Origin of the sequence: Streptomyces sp. NBC_00086 (assembly GCF_026343255.1) — a bacterium.
Lineage (GTDB): Bacteria > Actinomycetota > Actinomycetes > Streptomycetales > Streptomycetaceae > Streptomyces.
Map to the genome: position 1 here is coordinate 7744706 of NZ_JAPELZ010000001.1, position 15863 is coordinate 7760568.

At 71.2% G+C, this 15863-nt stretch carries 11 protein-coding genes; 5 read left to right on the plus strand and 6 right to left on the minus strand.

Annotated features, from left to right (window positions below):
* Nucleotides 1-147 precede the first annotated feature (147 nt).
* The 4 genes from OG276_RS35050 to OG276_RS35065 form a co-directional block, all read right to left on the minus strand.
* Nucleotides 148-1380 carry an alpha/beta hydrolase family protein gene (locus OG276_RS35050; RefSeq protein WP_266911697.1) on the minus strand — a complete coding sequence of 411 codons (1233 nt, stop codon included), beginning with the start codon at nucleotides 1378-1380 and terminating at the stop codon, nucleotides 148-150.
* A complete protein-coding gene (locus OG276_RS35055) occupies nucleotides 1362-2546 on the minus strand; it encodes a serine hydrolase (protein WP_266911699.1) in 1185 nt (394 codons plus the stop codon). The genes OG276_RS35050 and OG276_RS35055 overlap by 19 nt, the downstream gene beginning before the upstream one ends.
* Nucleotides 2547-2644: 98 nt before the next feature.
* Nucleotides 2645-3115 carry an RICIN domain-containing protein gene (locus tag OG276_RS35060; protein WP_266911701.1) on the minus strand — a complete coding sequence of 157 codons (471 nt, stop codon included), beginning with the start codon at nucleotides 3113-3115 and terminating at the stop codon, nucleotides 2645-2647.
* Between the two features lie 190 nt (nucleotides 3116-3305).
* The gene (locus OG276_RS35065; protein WP_266911703.1) at nucleotides 3306-4847 is read right to left on the minus strand and encodes a hypothetical protein; all 1542 of its coding nucleotides are present in this window, start codon (nucleotides 4845-4847) and stop codon (nucleotides 3306-3308) included.
* 430 nt (nucleotides 4848-5277) lie between these two features.
* Between OG276_RS35065 and OG276_RS35070 the strand changes: the two genes are divergently transcribed.
* The 5 genes from OG276_RS35070 (at nucleotide 5278) to OG276_RS35090 (ending at nucleotide 12613) form a co-directional block, all read left to right on the plus strand.
* Nucleotides 5278-6264, plus strand: coding sequence for an alpha/beta hydrolase family protein (locus tag OG276_RS35070; RefSeq protein WP_266911705.1), 987 nt, complete (start codon nucleotides 5278-5280; stop codon nucleotides 6262-6264).
* Between the two features lie 17 nt (nucleotides 6265-6281).
* Nucleotides 6282-7838, plus strand: a complete 1557-nt coding sequence (locus OG276_RS35075) for a peptidoglycan DD-metalloendopeptidase family protein (RefSeq protein ID WP_266911707.1) — start codon at nucleotides 6282-6284, stop codon at nucleotides 7836-7838.
* A gap of 27 nt (nucleotides 7839-7865) precedes the next feature.
* Entirely contained in the window at nucleotides 7866-9893 is a 2028-nt protein-coding gene (locus OG276_RS35080) for a family 43 glycosylhydrolase (RefSeq protein ID WP_266911709.1), read from the plus strand.
* A gap of 474 nt (nucleotides 9894-10367) precedes the next feature.
* Entirely contained in the window at nucleotides 10368-11177 is an 810-nt protein-coding gene (locus OG276_RS35085; protein WP_266911711.1) for a serine/threonine protein kinase, read from the plus strand.
* Entirely contained in the window at nucleotides 11174-12613 is a 1440-nt protein-coding gene (locus tag OG276_RS35090) for a serine/threonine-protein kinase (RefSeq protein ID WP_266911713.1), read from the plus strand. The genes OG276_RS35085 and OG276_RS35090 overlap by 4 nt, the downstream gene beginning before the upstream one ends.
* A gap of 52 nt (nucleotides 12614-12665) precedes the next feature.
* Here OG276_RS35090 and OG276_RS35095 read toward each other — a convergent pair whose 3' ends face one another.
* A complete protein-coding gene (locus tag OG276_RS35095) occupies nucleotides 12666-13268 on the minus strand; it encodes a hypothetical protein (RefSeq protein WP_266911715.1) in 603 nt (200 codons plus the stop codon).
* Between the two features lie 87 nt (nucleotides 13269-13355).
* Nucleotides 13356-15404: an RICIN domain-containing protein gene (locus OG276_RS35100; protein ID WP_266911717.1), complete on the minus strand. Its 2049-nt coding sequence runs from the start codon at nucleotides 15402-15404 to the stop codon at nucleotides 13356-13358.
* Nucleotides 15405-15863 lie beyond the last annotated feature (459 nt).

Below are 15863 nucleotides of genomic sequence, written 5' to 3' on the forward strand. Positions count from 1 at the left end.
CAGGGTGCTCGTCCCGAGGAGGCGGACAGGTGCAGGGCACCGAGGCCGGGGCGCGGCACCATCCCGCCGTCGTCTGATCGGGGGAGGAACGACACCCCACCGGACCCGCTGGTGCGGGCCCGGTGGGGTGGGGTGGGGCGGAGTGCTTCAGCCAGCCTGGGCGAACTCGTTCGCGAGGCGGGGGATGTAGTCGGCGAGGGCCGGGGCCCAGCAGCCGTAGGTGTGGTCGCCCTTGCAAGTGGGTGACAGGGAGCTGCCGTTGCCGTAGTTGACGAAGCGGTTCGGGATGCCCAGCTGGTTCAGGCGGTTCGCGACGTTGGTGGAGGCGACCGCCGTCTTGCCGTCGATCAGACCCTGGTTTCCGGTGTAGAGGGTGACCCCGGTGTTGGCGAGCTTGCCCAGGTTGGCGAGCGAGGCGGGGTTGACCTCGTTCCAGATCCGGTCGTTGAAGATCGCGTACGGCGAGCCGAAGATCGCGTCGCTGTCCACCACCGGCCCGTACCCGGTGCAATCGCCGGTGCCCGAGGTGGTGGAGGCGCACCAGGCGCCGGTCAGGTTGAGCTCCGTGGCCAGCACCGCGGCACGGACCTCCCACAGGCCGAAGTCGATGCCCCCGGACAGGGAGGCGACGTGCCCGAACAGGTCGGGGCGGGCCTGGGCGTAGTGCAGGGCCCCGAAGCCGCCCATGGACAGGCCGACGACCGCACGGTGGCTGCGGTCGGGCAGGGTCCGCAGGTTGGCGTCGATGAAGGGGACCACCTGCTGGAGGTGGAAGGTCTCCCAGTTGGCGGCGCCCTCGGCGGTGTTCTGCATGTGCCAGTTCGCGTACCAGCCCTTCAGGCCGCCGTCCGGTACGACGGTGATCGTCCGGTCGTCCCGCAGGGCCGGGGCCGCGGCGGCGTCGTCCACGGTGCCGCTGCCGCCGTGCAGGAAGTACGTCACCGGCCAGCGCTTGCCCGGCTCGGTGGAGTAGCCGCTCGGCAGGAAGACCCGTACCTTGTGCCGGCCGGAGAGCTGCGGCGTGGTGACGGTGAGGGTGAAGTCGGTCTCGGAGCGCACCTCGGTGGCTCCGGCGACCTGGGTCAGACCCTGCCCGTCGGTGAAGGCCGGGATCGTGGGGGCGTCGGCGAAGCCGGCGGCGTGGGCCGCGGAGCCGGTGAGGGCGGTCGCCGCGACCGTCGCCACGGCGGCGGCGGTCAGCGCGGTGGCCCGTAGCGCGGCGCGGAAGCCGGTCGCGCCGGTGAGCAGGGATCGCACAGAGGTTCTCTCTTCTGTGAGGCTGGTCTTGTCGCGGGTCAGGGGCAGGGCCATGGCCGGGGTCGGGGTCAGGTCCAGGGTTAGGGTCGGGGGCAGGGTCAGGGTCAGGACGGCGTCTCGCACAGGGCGCTGGTCAGGGTCTTGTACATCTGCGCGCCCGGGATGTTCGTGACGAGATGCGCGTTGGTCACGACGGAGGCGTGCCGTCCGTCCTCGGTCACGAGCGTCTGCGAGTAGTAGCCGGGGACGGCTCCGTCGTGTCCCCAGGCCGTGCCGCCGCAGGGCAGGGCGAACTTCAGCATCCCGAGGCCGTAGCCGTTCCCCGAGCCAGGCTGCCCGAGCTCGAAGGCCTTCTCCATCTCGGCGAGGTTCGCGGGCGAGAGCGCAGTGCCGTCGACGATCGCCCGGAAGAAGGTGGTCATGTCCTGCAGTGTGGAGATGACGGCGCCCGAGGCATAGAAGGTGGACGGTTCGAACGCCGTCCCGTCCAGCCAGAAGAAGAACGAGCCGATCCGGGTACCCCGGTAGCCGTGGATCGCCGGGCTCGGCACTGCGCGGTCCGTGGGGGCGGGGAAGCGGGTGTGGGCCAGGCCGAGCGGCTGGATCACCTGCTGGGTGACGGCCTGGTGCAGGGGCAGCCCGGTGATCTTCTCGACCAGCATGCCGAGGATCTCGTAGTTGGTGTTCGAGTACTGGAAGGCGGCGCCCGGCTGGGAGGCCGGGGCGAAGCGCAGCCCGTCCTTCACCAGGGCCGCGAGCGTGTACGAGCCGTCCGGTCGGGCCTGCGCGAGCGGGAGGCCGTTCACCGGTATGCCGCTGGTGTGCTGGAGGAGGTGCCGGATGGTGATCCGGTTCCCGTCGTAGCCGTTGACGGAGACCACACCGGGCAGGTGCTGCTCGATGGGGTCGTCGAGGCCGATCCCGTTCGCCTCCGTGAGCTTCAGTACGGCGACGGCGGTGAAGGTCTTCGACTGGCTTCCGATGCGGTAGTACTCGTCCGGGCCGATCGGATCGTTGGTGTTGATGGTGGCCGTGCCGGTGGAGAGGCTCCACGAGGCGTCGCGGGTCCCCGCGTACACGCCCGCCCCGGGACCGCCGCCCGCCTTGAGCTCGTTCAGGGCCGCGAGGGTGGCGGAGTGGTCCGCGGTGGCCTGGGCCGGGGTCTGGGCTTGGGTCTGTGACGGCGTCTGTGCCTGTGCCTGTGCCTGTGCGGCTGTGGGCACCGCCAGGAGCGCACCGGCCACACCGAGGACGAGTGAGAACCGTAATGCGGTCAGCTTCAACTTCATCGGACCTGCTCCTCGTGGAGGGAATCGTCTGCCGGAAGTACGGGCATCGCTGGAATCGCTGGAAGGGAAGGGGCTTCGCCGGGCGTCGCCCATCGGGCTCAGGACCAGCTCTGGTACGGAAGGCTGTTGCACGTCCAGGTCCGCAGGCCCTGGGAGCTGTCGTCGATGCAGCGCGAGGTGTGCTGGTTCTGGAAGCGGACGGTGCCGTCGCCCCAGACCGTGACCCACCAGCTCTGCTCCGGGCTGGAGTTGCAGGCCGCGGTGTGGAAGCTGCTGTTGGTGTTCTCGATGCAGCGGCCGGTGTTGATGTTCATCAACTGGCGGGTCCCGTCACCCCAGACGTGCACGCTCCACCGCTGCGGATTCGATCCGTTGCAGCTCCAGACGCGGAAGCCGTTACTGGTGTCGTCCAGGCACAGGCCCGTGGCCTGGTTCTGGAAGGACTGGACGGCGTCGTTCGTCCTCGCCTGGCCGGCAGGGCCGGAGGTGGCGGCCAGAGCGCCGGTCGCCGGGGTGAGGGAGGTGAGGGCAAGGGCCCCGCCGAGCAGAAGCGTTGTCGTGACGCGCATGTGATCCGTCGTCTCCTTCGGGTCCGTGGAACTGGCCGGGCCACAAACTAGGAGCCGGGGCAGGGGCAGGACACCCGGAACCATCCGGAGTGACAGCGGGGGGCACCGTCCACGAACGCTTCCGCGTCCGGCGGGACGCCGGTGTCTTCACCACCCTGCCGGAATGCTCCGGCCCGGCCGCCGACCACTGTCAACTGATCGCGGGTCCTGGGCCGTTGAGCCACGCCCACTGGGCCCAGTCGGTGAAGCCGGTCTGCCAGGTGTGGTAGACGCCCGCATGGCTGGTCCCGAAGACCTCGATGCGGCCGTCGGCGTTGGTGGTGGCGGTGATGTCCGTGCCGCCGGTGCCGACGGTGACCCAGTCGCTGAAGGGGGCGTTGATCCCGGTCTGCCAGGAGTGGACGGCGATCTCGTTGCTGATGGCGAAGACCTCCACCCGGCCGTCGGCGGTGCGCTCGCTGGTGAGCTTCGAGTTGGCCGGGCCGCCCGTTCTCACCCAGCCCGACCAGGAGGTCGGGCTTTCCTGGAATCGGTGGAAAATGGCCTCCGGTCCGGAGGCGAATACCTCAAGGCGCCCGTCGGCATTGTGGTCCACCGTCAGATCGTGGCCGCCGCCTCCGAAATGTTCCCATGCGGACCAACCACCGTTGGGGGCGAGCTGGTACTGGTGCTCGAAGACCGTGCTGTTGAGAGCGAATACCTCAAGGCGCCCGTCGGGGGACTTCTCCATTTCCAGACGGGCGTCCACGGGACCACCGCCGGTGAATTCCCAGCCCGACCAGCCGGCGTTCGGCGCGGTCTGGTACCGGTGGTACAGGCCCTTCGGGCCGGAAGCGAAGACCTCGATACGGCCGTCGGCATTCGTTCCGGCGGCGATGTGCCGACCACCGGTGCCGAATCCCTGCCAGCCGGACCAGTCCCCGGACGGGCCGGTCTGATAGATGTGCTGGGCCGTGTCCGCGTTGATCGCCAGCAGCTCCAGCCGACCGTCGGCGTTGGGCACGATCGTCATCTGCGCGTTTCGCGGACCGCCGAGCGGCCGCCAGGCCGACCAGCCGCCGTTCACCTCGGTCTGCCAGGCGTGGTACACCCCGTCAGCTCCGGCCGCGAAGGTCTCCAGCCGGCCGTCGGCCGACCGTGCCGACACCACGCGGCCCGTATCGGCCGGGCTGACGGCGTGGCGAGAAGGAGCCTCGGCAACCCTCTTGTAGCGGTACGGCTTGGCCGTGAACTGGCCCCCGCTCGTGGTGTAGTTGATCGGCCGCTCATATCGGACGGACCCTGCCCCGCCCATCTCCTCCATGGTGAAGAAGCGGGTGTGCGCTTGGTTGGCCCAGCCGGCGAACAGCACGACATGTCCCGCGTCGCCGCCGGTTCCCGGCCCGAGCGTGCCGACGGCGTCACCGGGCTTCAGGTCCTCCCAGGCGATCGGGTCCAGGAACTCGGACAGGGTGACCGTACTGGGAGACGAGGGCAAGTGCAGTGCCATGGAGACGAAGCCCGAGCAGTCGGTGCGGTAGTGCCTGCCTTCCAGGTCCGGGTGGGAGTCGCCCTGGTTGTAGTAGACGTTCAGGTCCACCCAGTGCTGGGCACGGACAAGGATCTCGTCGCGGGTGATCGGGCCGCCCACGTCCGACTGGATGGTCTGGGCGGAGCGGAGGCCGATGCCGTTGCCGGCGGCACTGGCACCGGATCCCGTCGCGAGGACGTTCGCGCTCGCGAGGGATATCACAGCCGAAAGTCCACCGGCGGCTCTGAGAAGCGCTCGGCGGGAGGGATGGTGTGCGCTCACAACGGGCTCCTGATCGGTAGCGGTACGAGGCACTTACGGAAAAGGGGGACCCGCCGCGGTCGCGCCGGGTCACGGTGTGATCGCGCCGAAAGCTACCGAGAGGGACACGGCCCGGGGATCCGGAGAGTTACGGATGGTCACCCGCGGCCCCTCCCGCTAAGGCTCGACGCTTTGACCGTCAGGCCCGTCAGGCCCGTCAGGCCCGTCAGATGCGGAAGCGTTCGTGGAGTGGCCTAGAGGACGCGAGCCGGTTCTGTCAGTCCGTAAGGTTCCGGATACTCCTCCCGGGCCGGGGTCGCTAGCTTCCAAACCGCCGGTGCCGCTGGGGCGGCAGCCGGGTCACCAGCCAGCTCGCCCACAGGAGGCCACCTTGACCACGCAGCACCCCACCCGCAGGAGCATCCTCAAGTCCGCCGGCGGGCTTTCCGCCGCGGTGGCCCTGGGGGCCGGCGGCGTTCTCGCGTCGGCGTCGGCGGCCTCGGCGGTCGGCGACGGTCCCGACCTGCACATCACGGAACGCAACGAGCAGGATCACCGGATGTGGTACTACCGGTTCCAGACCTCCGCCATCGGCGGCTGGACCCCGGCCGTCAACGTGCTGCTCCCCGACGGCTACCACACCAGCGGGCGCCGCTACCCCGTCCTCTACCTGCTCCACGGTGGCCTGGAGGACTTCATCACCTTCGACCGGTTCCACGACATCCGGGGTCTGACCGCCTGGAAGGACCTCATCGTCGTGATGCCCGATGGCGGTCGCGCCGGCTGGTACTCCAACGCGGTGAGCTCCAACATCGGAGCCCGGAACTGGGAGCACTTCCACATCGGGCAGCTGATCCCCTGGATCGACGCGAACTTCCGCACCTACGCCGAGTACGACGGCCGTGCCGTCTCCGGGTTCTCGATGGGCGGCTTCGGCGCCCTGAAGTACGCGGCCAAGTACTACGGCCACTTCGCCTCGGTCAGTGCCCACTCCGGCCCGGCCAACCTGCGCGGGGGCAATGGCGACCTGGTGACCCACTGGGCCAACGCCTCTTCCGCCGCCGTGGAACTGAACGGCGGCAGCATCTACGGCGTGCCCTTCTGGGACCAGGCCCGGGTCAGCGCGGACAACCCGTGCGAGCGCATCGAGAGCTACCGGCACAAGCGGGTCTTCCTGGTCGCCGGCACCAGCCCCGAGGACATCCAGGGTTACGCCAACGAGACACTGGTGCTCGCCACCCAGCGGGAGTTCAAGTGGAACCTCGACCGCGTGGGAATCCCCTACGAGCAGCATGAGGTGGGTGGCGGCCACTACGTCCGCCGGAATCTGCTGCAGGACGACATCAACGGCATCATCGACCGCCTGCGCAAGGCGTGACGGGGGAACCTCGCGTGATGTCCGTCCTTTCCCGAGGCGAGTCCGGGCAACTGCCCGGCCGGGTGCTCGGGCTTCTTCTCGCGCTGACCGTGATCCTCGCACCGGGGCTCGCCGTCGCCTCACCGGCCGGGGCGCAGACCGCTCCCTCCCCGGTCTCGGCCCGAGCCGCCGATCTCGCCGCCTGCCCGGCGGCCGGCGACATCACCCAGGACTACAGCTGGGAGCACAACGGCATCGACATCGCCAACGACCGCGGCACCCCGATCTACGCGGTCGGCGACGGCGAGGTGACCATCTCGGGATACGAACCCGGCTACGGGCAGTGGATCCGCATTCTGCACCCCGACGGCACCATCACCGAGTACGGCCACATGTACCAGCGGGATGTCCAGGAGGGCGACCGCGTCAGTGCCGGGCAGCAGATTGCGCTGATGGGCAGCGAGGGCCAGTCCAGCGGGCCTCATCTGCACCTTCGGGTCTGGGGGAACGCGGGCGCGTCCGTGCGTGTCGACCCGATTCCCTACCTGGCGGAACGTGGCATCAACATGCCCTGTGTGCCCGGGAGTGGGCCTGGTCCTGGGCCGTTGGTGTATCCGGCGGAGTCGGGTCGTGTGGTGTCGGCGCGGTCGGTGGACGGGCGTCTTGAGGTGTTCGCGGCCGGGGCTGATGGTGTGCATCATGCCTGGCAGGAGAGTGTCAATGGTGCTTGGTCGGCGTGGGAGTTCATCGCCGGGCCGAAGGGTGCGGAGTTGGCGATCGGGCCGAATGCCGACGGGCGGCTGGAGGTGTTCGCGATCAACGGGCAGATTCTTCAGCACCGTTACCAGCGGCAGCCGTCCGGTGGTTGGTCGGGTTGGGAGAACTTCGGCGAGGGTGGCCGTGACGTCGCCGTGGGCTCGAATGGCGATGGACGGCTTGAAGTTTTCGCTTCCGGCCCCCAGGCCGTGTTCCACCGGTTCCAGACGGCGCCCAATGGTGGCTGGTCGGGCTGGGAGGGAACGGGCGGTGGTCCGGGGGAGAGTCGTATCGAGTTGGCGAAGGCGCCGGACGGTCGGCTTGAGGTGTTCGCTCTGAACGGTGAGGTGTTCCGGCATCTGTATCAGGAGTCCGTGAATGGTGGTTGGTCCGCCTGGCAGGACTTCGGTATCGGTGGTCATGACCTGACCGTCGACCACAACCAGGACGGTCGGCTTGAGGTGTTTGCTTCCGGGCCGGTCGGTGTCTTCCACCGGTATCAGACCGGTCCTGCCAGTTGGTCGGGTTGGGAGGGGACCGGTGGTCTTGCGAACGCGCAGTTGACGAGTCAGCGCGCGGTGGACGGGCGGGTCGAGGTGTTCGCTCTCAACGGCAGTGATGCCCAGCACATGTGGCAGACCGGGGTGAACAGTCCGTACCACGCGTGGGAGTCCTTCGGCGGCGGTGGCACGGAGATCACCGCGGTAGCCAATGCGGACGGTCGGATCGAGGTCTTCGGGACCAATCCCACCGGGGTCTACCACCGCTGGCAGACCGGCTTCTCCGACTGGTCCCAGTGGGGCTGGCTCAAGGACACCGCCGGCCCCGCGATCAACTGACGGCAAACGTTCCTCTGGAGCCTTCTCGTGCATCCGTTCAGCAGGCGTCACCTGCTGCGCGCGGCCGGAGCGGGAGCCCTCGTGCTCCCGCTCTCGGGCCGTGCCGCAGCAGCGGCCTCCGTCCCGGGTACGGCGTCCCAGTGGGTGGGCGCCGGTTCCTTCACCCACGTCTACGACCCCTCCACGCCGGGCCGGCGCCGCTACCTCAACGACCACACCCTGATCCGGGCGAACGGCCGGTGGCACCTGTTCAGCATCGTCGGTGACAGCGCGGCGACCGGCGAGGCACCGGACAGTGCCGCGGAGGTCTCCTTCGCGCACGCCTCGGCGCCATCCCCGTACGGCCCCTGGACCACCCACGCCGACGCGCTGACCGTCGACCCGGGCTACCACGGCGAGGAGCACCTGTGGGCCCCGCACGTCATCGAGGCCGGCGGCAGGTTCTGGATGTTCTACGCGGGCGGCGGCGCGAGCGGCGCCGCGATCAGCCTCGCCACGTCGGACGACCTGTTCACCTGGACGCGCGAGCCGTCCGGCCCGCTCTTCCGCGGGATCGCGGCCCGCGACCCGATGGTGCTGCGGGCCGGCGGCGAGTGGGTCATGTACTACACGGAACTCTCCAGCCCGGGCGGCCGGCACCTCGTGGCCCACAGGCGCTCCGCCGACCTGGTGCACTGGAGCGAGCCGGGCGTCGCATTCGCCGACGCGACCACGGCCACGACCGTCTCGGTCACCGAGTCGCCGTACGTCGTCGAACGAGACGGCTGGTACTACCTGTTCATCGGTCCGAGGGGAGGCTACGAGGGTACGGACGTGCTGGCGTCCCGGGATCCCTTCCACTTCGACCTCGCCGGGTACGCGGGCCACGTGGCCGGTCACGCGGTGGAGGTGATCACCGACGGGGAGGCCTGGTACGCCGGCGCCGCGGGCTGGTTCCGCCACGGGCTGCACGTGGCGCCCCTCCAGTGGAGGGACACACCACCGCCGTGGCAGAGCGCGGACAACCCGGTGGCCGGACTCGATGCCGCCGGCCGCCTCACGGTGTTCGCGCTCGACGCCTCCGACCACTCGATGCTCCGGCGCGTCCAGCTCGACGCGGACACCGACACCTGGTCGCCGTGGGAGACGTTCGGCGGGCCGGCCGGTGCGGTGCCCACGCTCGGCCGCAACGCCGGCGGCGCGCTCGAGGTGTTCTCGCTCGCCCCGGAGGGAGCCAACCTGCACCACCGGGCCCAGCGGCCGGACGGCGGCTGGTACGACTGGGAGGAGTTCGGCGGGCCGGCCGGCGCGGCCCCCGCCGTCGCCCGCGGCGCCGACGGCAGGCTGGAGGCGTTCGCCCTGAGCCCCGGCGGCGCGTCCGTCGCCCGGCGGAGGCAGGCGGCACCGGAATCCCGGGCCTGGGACCCGTGGGAGGTGGGCTTCGGCGGCGCAGCGGGCGCGCCACCGGTGGTCGCGGCCAACGCCGACGGCCGCCTGGAGGTCTTCGCCCTCGCTCCCGGCGGCGCCGGGATCTTCCACCGGTGGCAGGAGACCCCGGGCGGCACCTGGACCCCCGCCTGGCAGCGCTTCGGCACCGCGTCCGGCGCCGCGCCGCGCGTGGCCGGGGACGGCAGCGGCCGGCTCACCGTCGCCGCGATCGGACCGTCGGGCGTGGGAACCTTCAGCCGGCGGCAGTCCGTGCCGAACGGAGGCTGGGACGAATGGCTGCCGATGTTCGGCTGGAGCGCCGCCGCCCCGGCGTTCGCCGCCAACGCGGACGGCCGCCTGGAGGCGTTCTCGCTGGCGCCCGGTGGCGCCCGGCTCAGTCACCGCTGGCAGACGGTCCCCGGTGGAAGCTGGCATTCCGGCGGGGAGTTCGGGGAGCCGGGGATCAGGCTCGCCGCCACGCCCGCCGTCGCGACCGATCCCACCGGGCGCACGCACGTCTTCGCCGTCACCACCGAAGGCGGGATGCGCACCCGCGTCCAGGACCGGCCGAGCGGAGGGTGGCGGCCGTGGACCGCCTTCGGCGACCGGAGGATCGCACCCGTCGTATCGGGCCGTCCCGCACTCTGAACCCGGAGTGCGGATCGCGCCAAGTGAAAGGGGCGAAAGGGCGGTTCCGCAGGGCCGTGACCCCCCGGGCACGGTGACCTTCCCCACCCCGGCAGGTCCCGTACGCGACGTCCGCGACCGGGGGCGCAGGGCCCGATCCCGCACGGACGCCCGCGGGGGCGGTACGCCGCGCTCACACGCCGCGGCACGACAACTTCCCCTGAACCGCTCGCCAGAGAGTCGAAAACGACCCCAAACCGCCATCGCCGCACGAAGGTCGGAGTGACCGGGGACACAGGGGGAGCCGCCCGCGAGGAGAGGGCCGGCGAACCTCCCGGCAAGAGGATCGGAGAGCCTCCCGGGGCAGTCGTTGCGGGGTGTCCGGCCGGACGGGCCGCCCCCGCCGAAGTGGCCGAACTGCGCCGATGAACTCCCTTGAGAGATGAGTATTGTTCCACTTGTCGGTCCGGCACGACGCGTGGAACGGGGGGAGCGGTGAGCGGGGTAGTCGTCCATCTGCCGCAGGGGTGCAGTGGCACCGACGGCGGCGAACCGTACGGCGATGCGGTGACGTTACGGCTCGGACCGGGCGAAGTCGCCCGCTTCGGACGCGGATCCGCGAAGATTCCCGTGGAACTCCGCCTGGCCGACGCCGCGATCTCCCGGCTCGCCGGGGAGATCCGCGTGACCGACGACCACTGGCAGTTGACGAACCACAGCGCCACCCACAGCTACCTCGTGGAGAACCCGGAGGGCGCCGGGGAGTACCTGCGGGTCCCGCCCCGCCGGGTCGGGGCACCCGTCCCGTTCGAGTTCTCGCGCGTCGTGCTGCCCACCCGCAGCGACGTCCCCGTCTCCTTCCAGGTGTTCGCTCCCGATCACGTCTACCTGGACCCGGAGGCCATGGGCGCCCCCTGGGGCCGCCTCACGGTCACCGCCTACTCGCTGGACGAGACGGCCACCTACTTCCTCGTCCTCCTCGCGCTCTGCGAACCGCGCCTGCGCGACCAGTCCCGCGTCGCGGTCCCCACCACCCCCCAGATCGTCGAACGGCTCAGGGGCCACGTCGCCTGCGCCACCCTGACCGCGCGAGCGGTCAGCTCGCACATCGACTACCTCGCCGAGGAGAAGCTGCGCATCGGCGCCTCGGACCCGCGCGAACCCGGCAAGGGCGACCGCCGCAACGGCAAGCGGGAGGAGATCGTCGGGCTCGCCCTGCGGTTCGGGCTCGTGCGCGAGGAGCACCTGACGCTGCTGCCACCCCTGACGGGGGCCGGCGGGCGGGAGCGGCAGACCGCGCGATGACGACGCCCCACACGCTGCGCGACGTCACGGAATGCGACGGTACGGACCTGCTCCCGCCCGGCCACCGGGTGCGGGGCTGGACGATCACCGGCCTGATCGGGGCCGGAGGCTGGTCCACGGTCTACGCCGCACGACCCGCCGACACGTACCCGGACCGGACCGGCCGGGCCCCCGCGCACCCGTCCGCGGCACCCGCCGACATCGCTCTCAAAATCATGCCGACCGCCGGGTACGCCCCGCGCCAGACACGCAGGATCGTGGAGTCCGCCCGCCGGGAGGTTGAACTGGGACGCAGGGCCGGGCACGCGCGGCTGATCCGCCTGCTGGACTCCTTCGTCCTCGAGGCACCGGACCGCCCCGCCCTGGACGGCGCGATCGTCCTGGTCATGGAACGGGCCGCGGGCAGCCTGCGGGAACTCCTCGACGCCGGGGTGGCCGAGGCCGACCGCGCCCGGCTGATCGCGGGGATCTGCGAGGGACTCGCCCACCTCCACGGTTCGGGTTGGGTCCACGCCGACCTCAAGCCGGAGAACGTCCTGCTGGACGGCGGCCGTTGCGTGAAGCTCTCGGACTTCGGGCTCGCCACCCAGATGACGGGAACGTACGGGTACGCGCCCCCCATGGGCACCTTGGACTACCTTCCGCCCGAGCGCTGGCGGGCACCCCTCGGGGAGCTGGGCGTGAAGGTCCGCCCGAGCGCCGACATCTGGGCCCTGGGCATCATCATCCACGAGGTGTTCGGCTCCGGCGCCTCCCCGTTCTCCGGCGCCACGCCCATGGCGCGCGGCGCCGCCGTCCAGGAGTACGGCGAAGGGCGCGCGCCGCTGCGCATGGACCAGGCCGTGCCGCCGTTCTGGCGCGAGCTCGCCGCGGACTGCCTCGCCCCGACCCACGCGGCGCGCGCCCCGCACACCGCCGAGAGCCTGCTCGCCCGCATCACCGCCGAACAGCAGGGGCGCGGGAGGGGCGCGCGACGGCTGTGGGGCCGGGCCCGCGCCGCGATCCTCACCACCGCTTTGTGCGGGATCGCCGGTACGACCCTGTGGTCGGACGCGGCACGGTCGGGCTCCGCCGCGCTGGACGGCCCGGAGGGCGCGGCGGCCGGCACGATCCGCGTGTTCAACGCGGAGAAGGGCTGCCAGGAGCGGGCCGACCGGGAACCGCAGTGCAGTCTGGGCCTGGCGATCGATCCGATGCGCCCGTACGCCGCGGACAACGTCGTGCCGACCCGGGTGTGGCACGGCGACGTCCTGGCCGTCGACTGCCAGTTGCCCGACGGCCGGGCCATCATCGACGAGGCGGACCTGCAGTCCACCCGCTGGTTCCTCGTCCGCCTCCCATCCGGCTCCACACCCCCCACGGCCTGGCTCCCCGCCGTCCGCACGAAGGACCGCCCGGCGCTGCAGGGGTGCCCGCCCCCCGCGGCCGGGAGCTGACGCTCCCGGCCGGCACATCGGAAAGCCGCAGGTCCAGGCCGAAAGAGACGACCTAGGCCGCCCGCCTGCGGCGCAGGAAGATGCCGACGGCCGCTCCGGCCAGGGCCGTTGCCGCCACTCCCGCCGTCGTCCACCAGACGGCGGGACCCGTGCCGGGTTCCGCCGGAGTCTCCGAGGCCGTCGCAGGTGTCGGCGTCGGGGGCTGAGCCTGCGTCCCGGTCGGCGCGGACGACGGCTCGGCGGGGCGGGTGCCCGGGGTGCCGGTGGTCGGGGCCGGGTCCACCACCGGTACGCCGACTTCGAGTTCGCCGTGCCCCAGGGCGGGGAAGCCCACGTCCACGCTGACCTTCCAGGCACCGGGCGGCAGGGACTCGGTCGTGGTCCAGCCGGCCGGCGTCGCCGCGGGATCGCGCACCAGCCGCCAGGGCCCCAGCGTGCGGGCGCCGTCGGCGCTGACCGCGTTCACGGTGGCGGCGACCGCCTCTTCGACGGCGTCGCCGTCGTTCTCCCAGGTGACGTCCGCGGTGACGTGGCCATCCCGCTGCCCTGTGACCACCACCTTCACGGTGTCGCCGTGGGCGTGCGCCACGGCCGGGGACAGCAGGATCAGGCCGACGGCGGTGAGGACTGCCTGGAAAGCGATTCGTATGCGCATCGTGGCGTGCTCCGGGTGGGGTGAGGGGCGGCGGACGGCCGCACGGTGCGGCCGTCCGCCGGAGGGCACTTCAGGGGGCTGTCTGGGTCAGCCGGCCTTCTGCACGGTCCAGACCTGCGGGGCCCGGCCGTCCGTGCGCTGGAGGTCGAGCAGCCAGTTCCCGTAGTAGGGACGGCTGCTCACGGTCAGCGCGAAGCCGCCGCTCGGGTCGGTGACGCTCACCGCGCCACCGCGGGTGGTCAGCTTCCAGCTCTGTGCACCGGTGCGGCCGCAGGGCTGCTGCGCGATCCACATGCCCGCGGCGGGAGTACCGCCCGGCTGCAGGCACTTGCCGGAGACCGCGGAGCGGATGCGGACCAGTCCGCCGCCCGCGTCGTCGAAGTACCACTGCTGCTGCGCGTACCCGTTGGAGCGGGCCCCGACGAGCACGGTGCCGTCGGCGCTGCGCCCGCCCCACACCTCGGCGGCCATGCCGGTGCTGCCGTTCCCGAGCAGGTACCGGGTCCCGGGGGTGGTCGCGCCGCCGCCCGTGCCCTTCGTACGGAAGGACGCGGCCTTGCCGGCTCCGCTGTCCCGGCCGGCGCTGTCGCGGACGGAGACGGCGACCGTGTAGGAGGTGTCGGGCCGGAGGTTGTAGACGCGCAGCACCGGGGACTGGACCCAGCCCAGGTGCTTGCCGTTCAGCAGGACCTGGTACCAGGCTGCTCCCTCGACCTTGGGCCAGCTCACGACGGCGGAGTCCGACTGGACCTGGCCGACCGTCACGGCCGGTCCGCCCGTGGGCTTCTTGGTCGGGCTGGGCGACGGCTTCTTGGTCGGCGAGGGGCTGGGGTTCGGACCGGGGTCGGTGCCGCCGCCGCCCTTGTTCTTCATCAGGAACTGGTTGTCGGCGATGTTCCAGTGCGTGGCCAGGTAGCTGCCGGCCCTGGGGCTGGTGTGGAAGTAGTCGTCGTGGTTGCAGTCCAGGATGTTCTCGGAGGCCTGGTTGGTGCAGATGTTGCGCATCTGCGGGTAGTACGGGGTGTCCGAGTAGCACATGACGTCGAACTCGTCGGTGCAGTGCGCTCCGCGGCTGGTGTTCGGGGCGCTGTTGTTGACCGCGCCCAGGTTGTGGCCGAGTTCGTGCGCCGCGGTGTGGCCGCCCCAGCAGCCGGAGTCCGTACGTCCGTACGAGGGACCGAAGTTGCTGATGTTGGCCTGGCCGGGCCGCTCGTCGCCGTTGAAGGTGCCTATGCCGCAGTAGACCTTGGTGTCCGCGAAGATCATGTACTTGCGGTCGCGACGGTCGAGCCCCTTGCCGGCGAGCGCGGCGTTGGTCGCGCTGAACTCCGCGAGCGCGGAGTCCGGGAGCTCGATGTTGAGCACGGTCGGTGTGCAGTCGGCGGCCGTCACGTAGCGGATGTGCCGGACCCCGCCGGTCTCCTGGGCGCTGGCGGCGTAGATGAGGTCGGCGTCGGCGGCCCATTTGCGGAACGACGCCACGTAACTTGCGTAGCGGTCACGGCCGGGGCCGTGGACGTACACGACCTGGACGCGGTTGCCCGTGCTGCCGTCCCCGTCGCACTGGACGGTCTGGCCCGCGGGGCCGGCGGCGACGGCCTGACCGGCGGTCGAGGGCGCGGGCGCAGCGGACTTGTCGGCCGCGCGGTCGGCGTCGGCCGCGGGCGCGTCCTGAGGACGCGCGCCTCCTTCGGCGGCCGCCGGGTCGTCGGCGGCGGGACGGGCCGGGTCGGCCGCGGGCGCCGAGGCCTTGACGGCGGGCGCGATGTCCTTCGTTATGTCGACGCCCTTGGGCGGGGCGTCGGGACCGTGGGTGCACAGACCCGCGCCGGTCCGGTAGACCCCGGCACACCGGTCGCCCTTCGGCGCGGGGGCGAGGCCGTCGTAGACCATGCCGCGCGCGCTCTCGTTGGCGGGCGCGGCCGCGAGGGGTTCGGGCTCCTGGTCCCGGGCGGGCGCGGAGGCCGGTGCGGCGGCCTCCGTACCGGCTTGTACGGACACGGCCCGGGCGTCATCCCCCAGTCCCGAGTAGGCGATGCCGGCGGCGATCACCGCCGCCGAGGCCATGGCGGCGGTGAGGAGCATCAACCGCCGCGGCTTGCGGCGGTGTTCACGCCGTCTGCGTCGTTCTGTCATGGGCACCTCAAGTGAACGTCGGATGAGTGGGTGCGCGGAAGCCTGCCAGACGAATGCCGCGGAGAATTCGGACAAAGAGGGGCGCGGTTCGAGAAATCGTTCCGTTACCTGTCCGTCAGATCTGATGAACACTCAAGAGCTAATGAAATAAAGCTAGTTACGCGCGTCACGCGCTAATGGTCCAGGCCTTATCGGGGGCAGTCGTTATCTAATCGAGATAACAAGTGGGGTCCTATTGACGGGAATTCAGTCAAGGATTCACCTAATTACTACCTGTCGAATTCCTGTGGTCACGACCCGTGAGGAAGGGGCTGCCCGGTCGGCCCGGCGCAACACGGAGGCGCGCTCCACGGCGCACTGACGGAGCGTCCGGGCTCGCGGCGGACGTCAATCGAGCGACGTACACCGTGCCGTTCACGCTGACGGGCGCGCTCGGCGAAGCCGCCTCCTGTCGGTGCG

Excerpts from the sequence above, each read along its gene's own strand:
- OG276_RS35060 (WP_266911701.1), bottom strand. The coding sequence starts at position 3,115 with ATGCGCGTCACGACAACGCTTCTGCTCGGCGGGGCCCTTGCCCTCACC.
- OG276_RS35075 (WP_266911707.1), top strand. The coding sequence starts at position 6,282 with ATGTCCGTCCTTTCCCGAGGCGAGTCCGGGCAACTGCCCGGCCGGGTG.
- OG276_RS35100 (WP_266911717.1), bottom strand. The coding sequence starts at position 15,404 with ATGACAGAACGACGCAGACGGCGTGAACACCGCCGCAAGCCGCGGCGG.
- OG276_RS35055 (WP_266911699.1), bottom strand. The coding sequence starts at position 2,546 with ATGAAGTTGAAGCTGACCGCATTACGGTTCTCACTCGTCCTCGGTGTG.
- OG276_RS35090 (WP_266911713.1), top strand. The coding sequence starts at position 11,174 with ATGACGACGCCCCACACGCTGCGCGACGTCACGGAATGCGACGGTACG.
- OG276_RS35095 (WP_266911715.1), bottom strand. The coding sequence starts at position 13,268 with ATGCGCATACGAATCGCTTTCCAGGCAGTCCTCACCGCCGTCGGCCTG.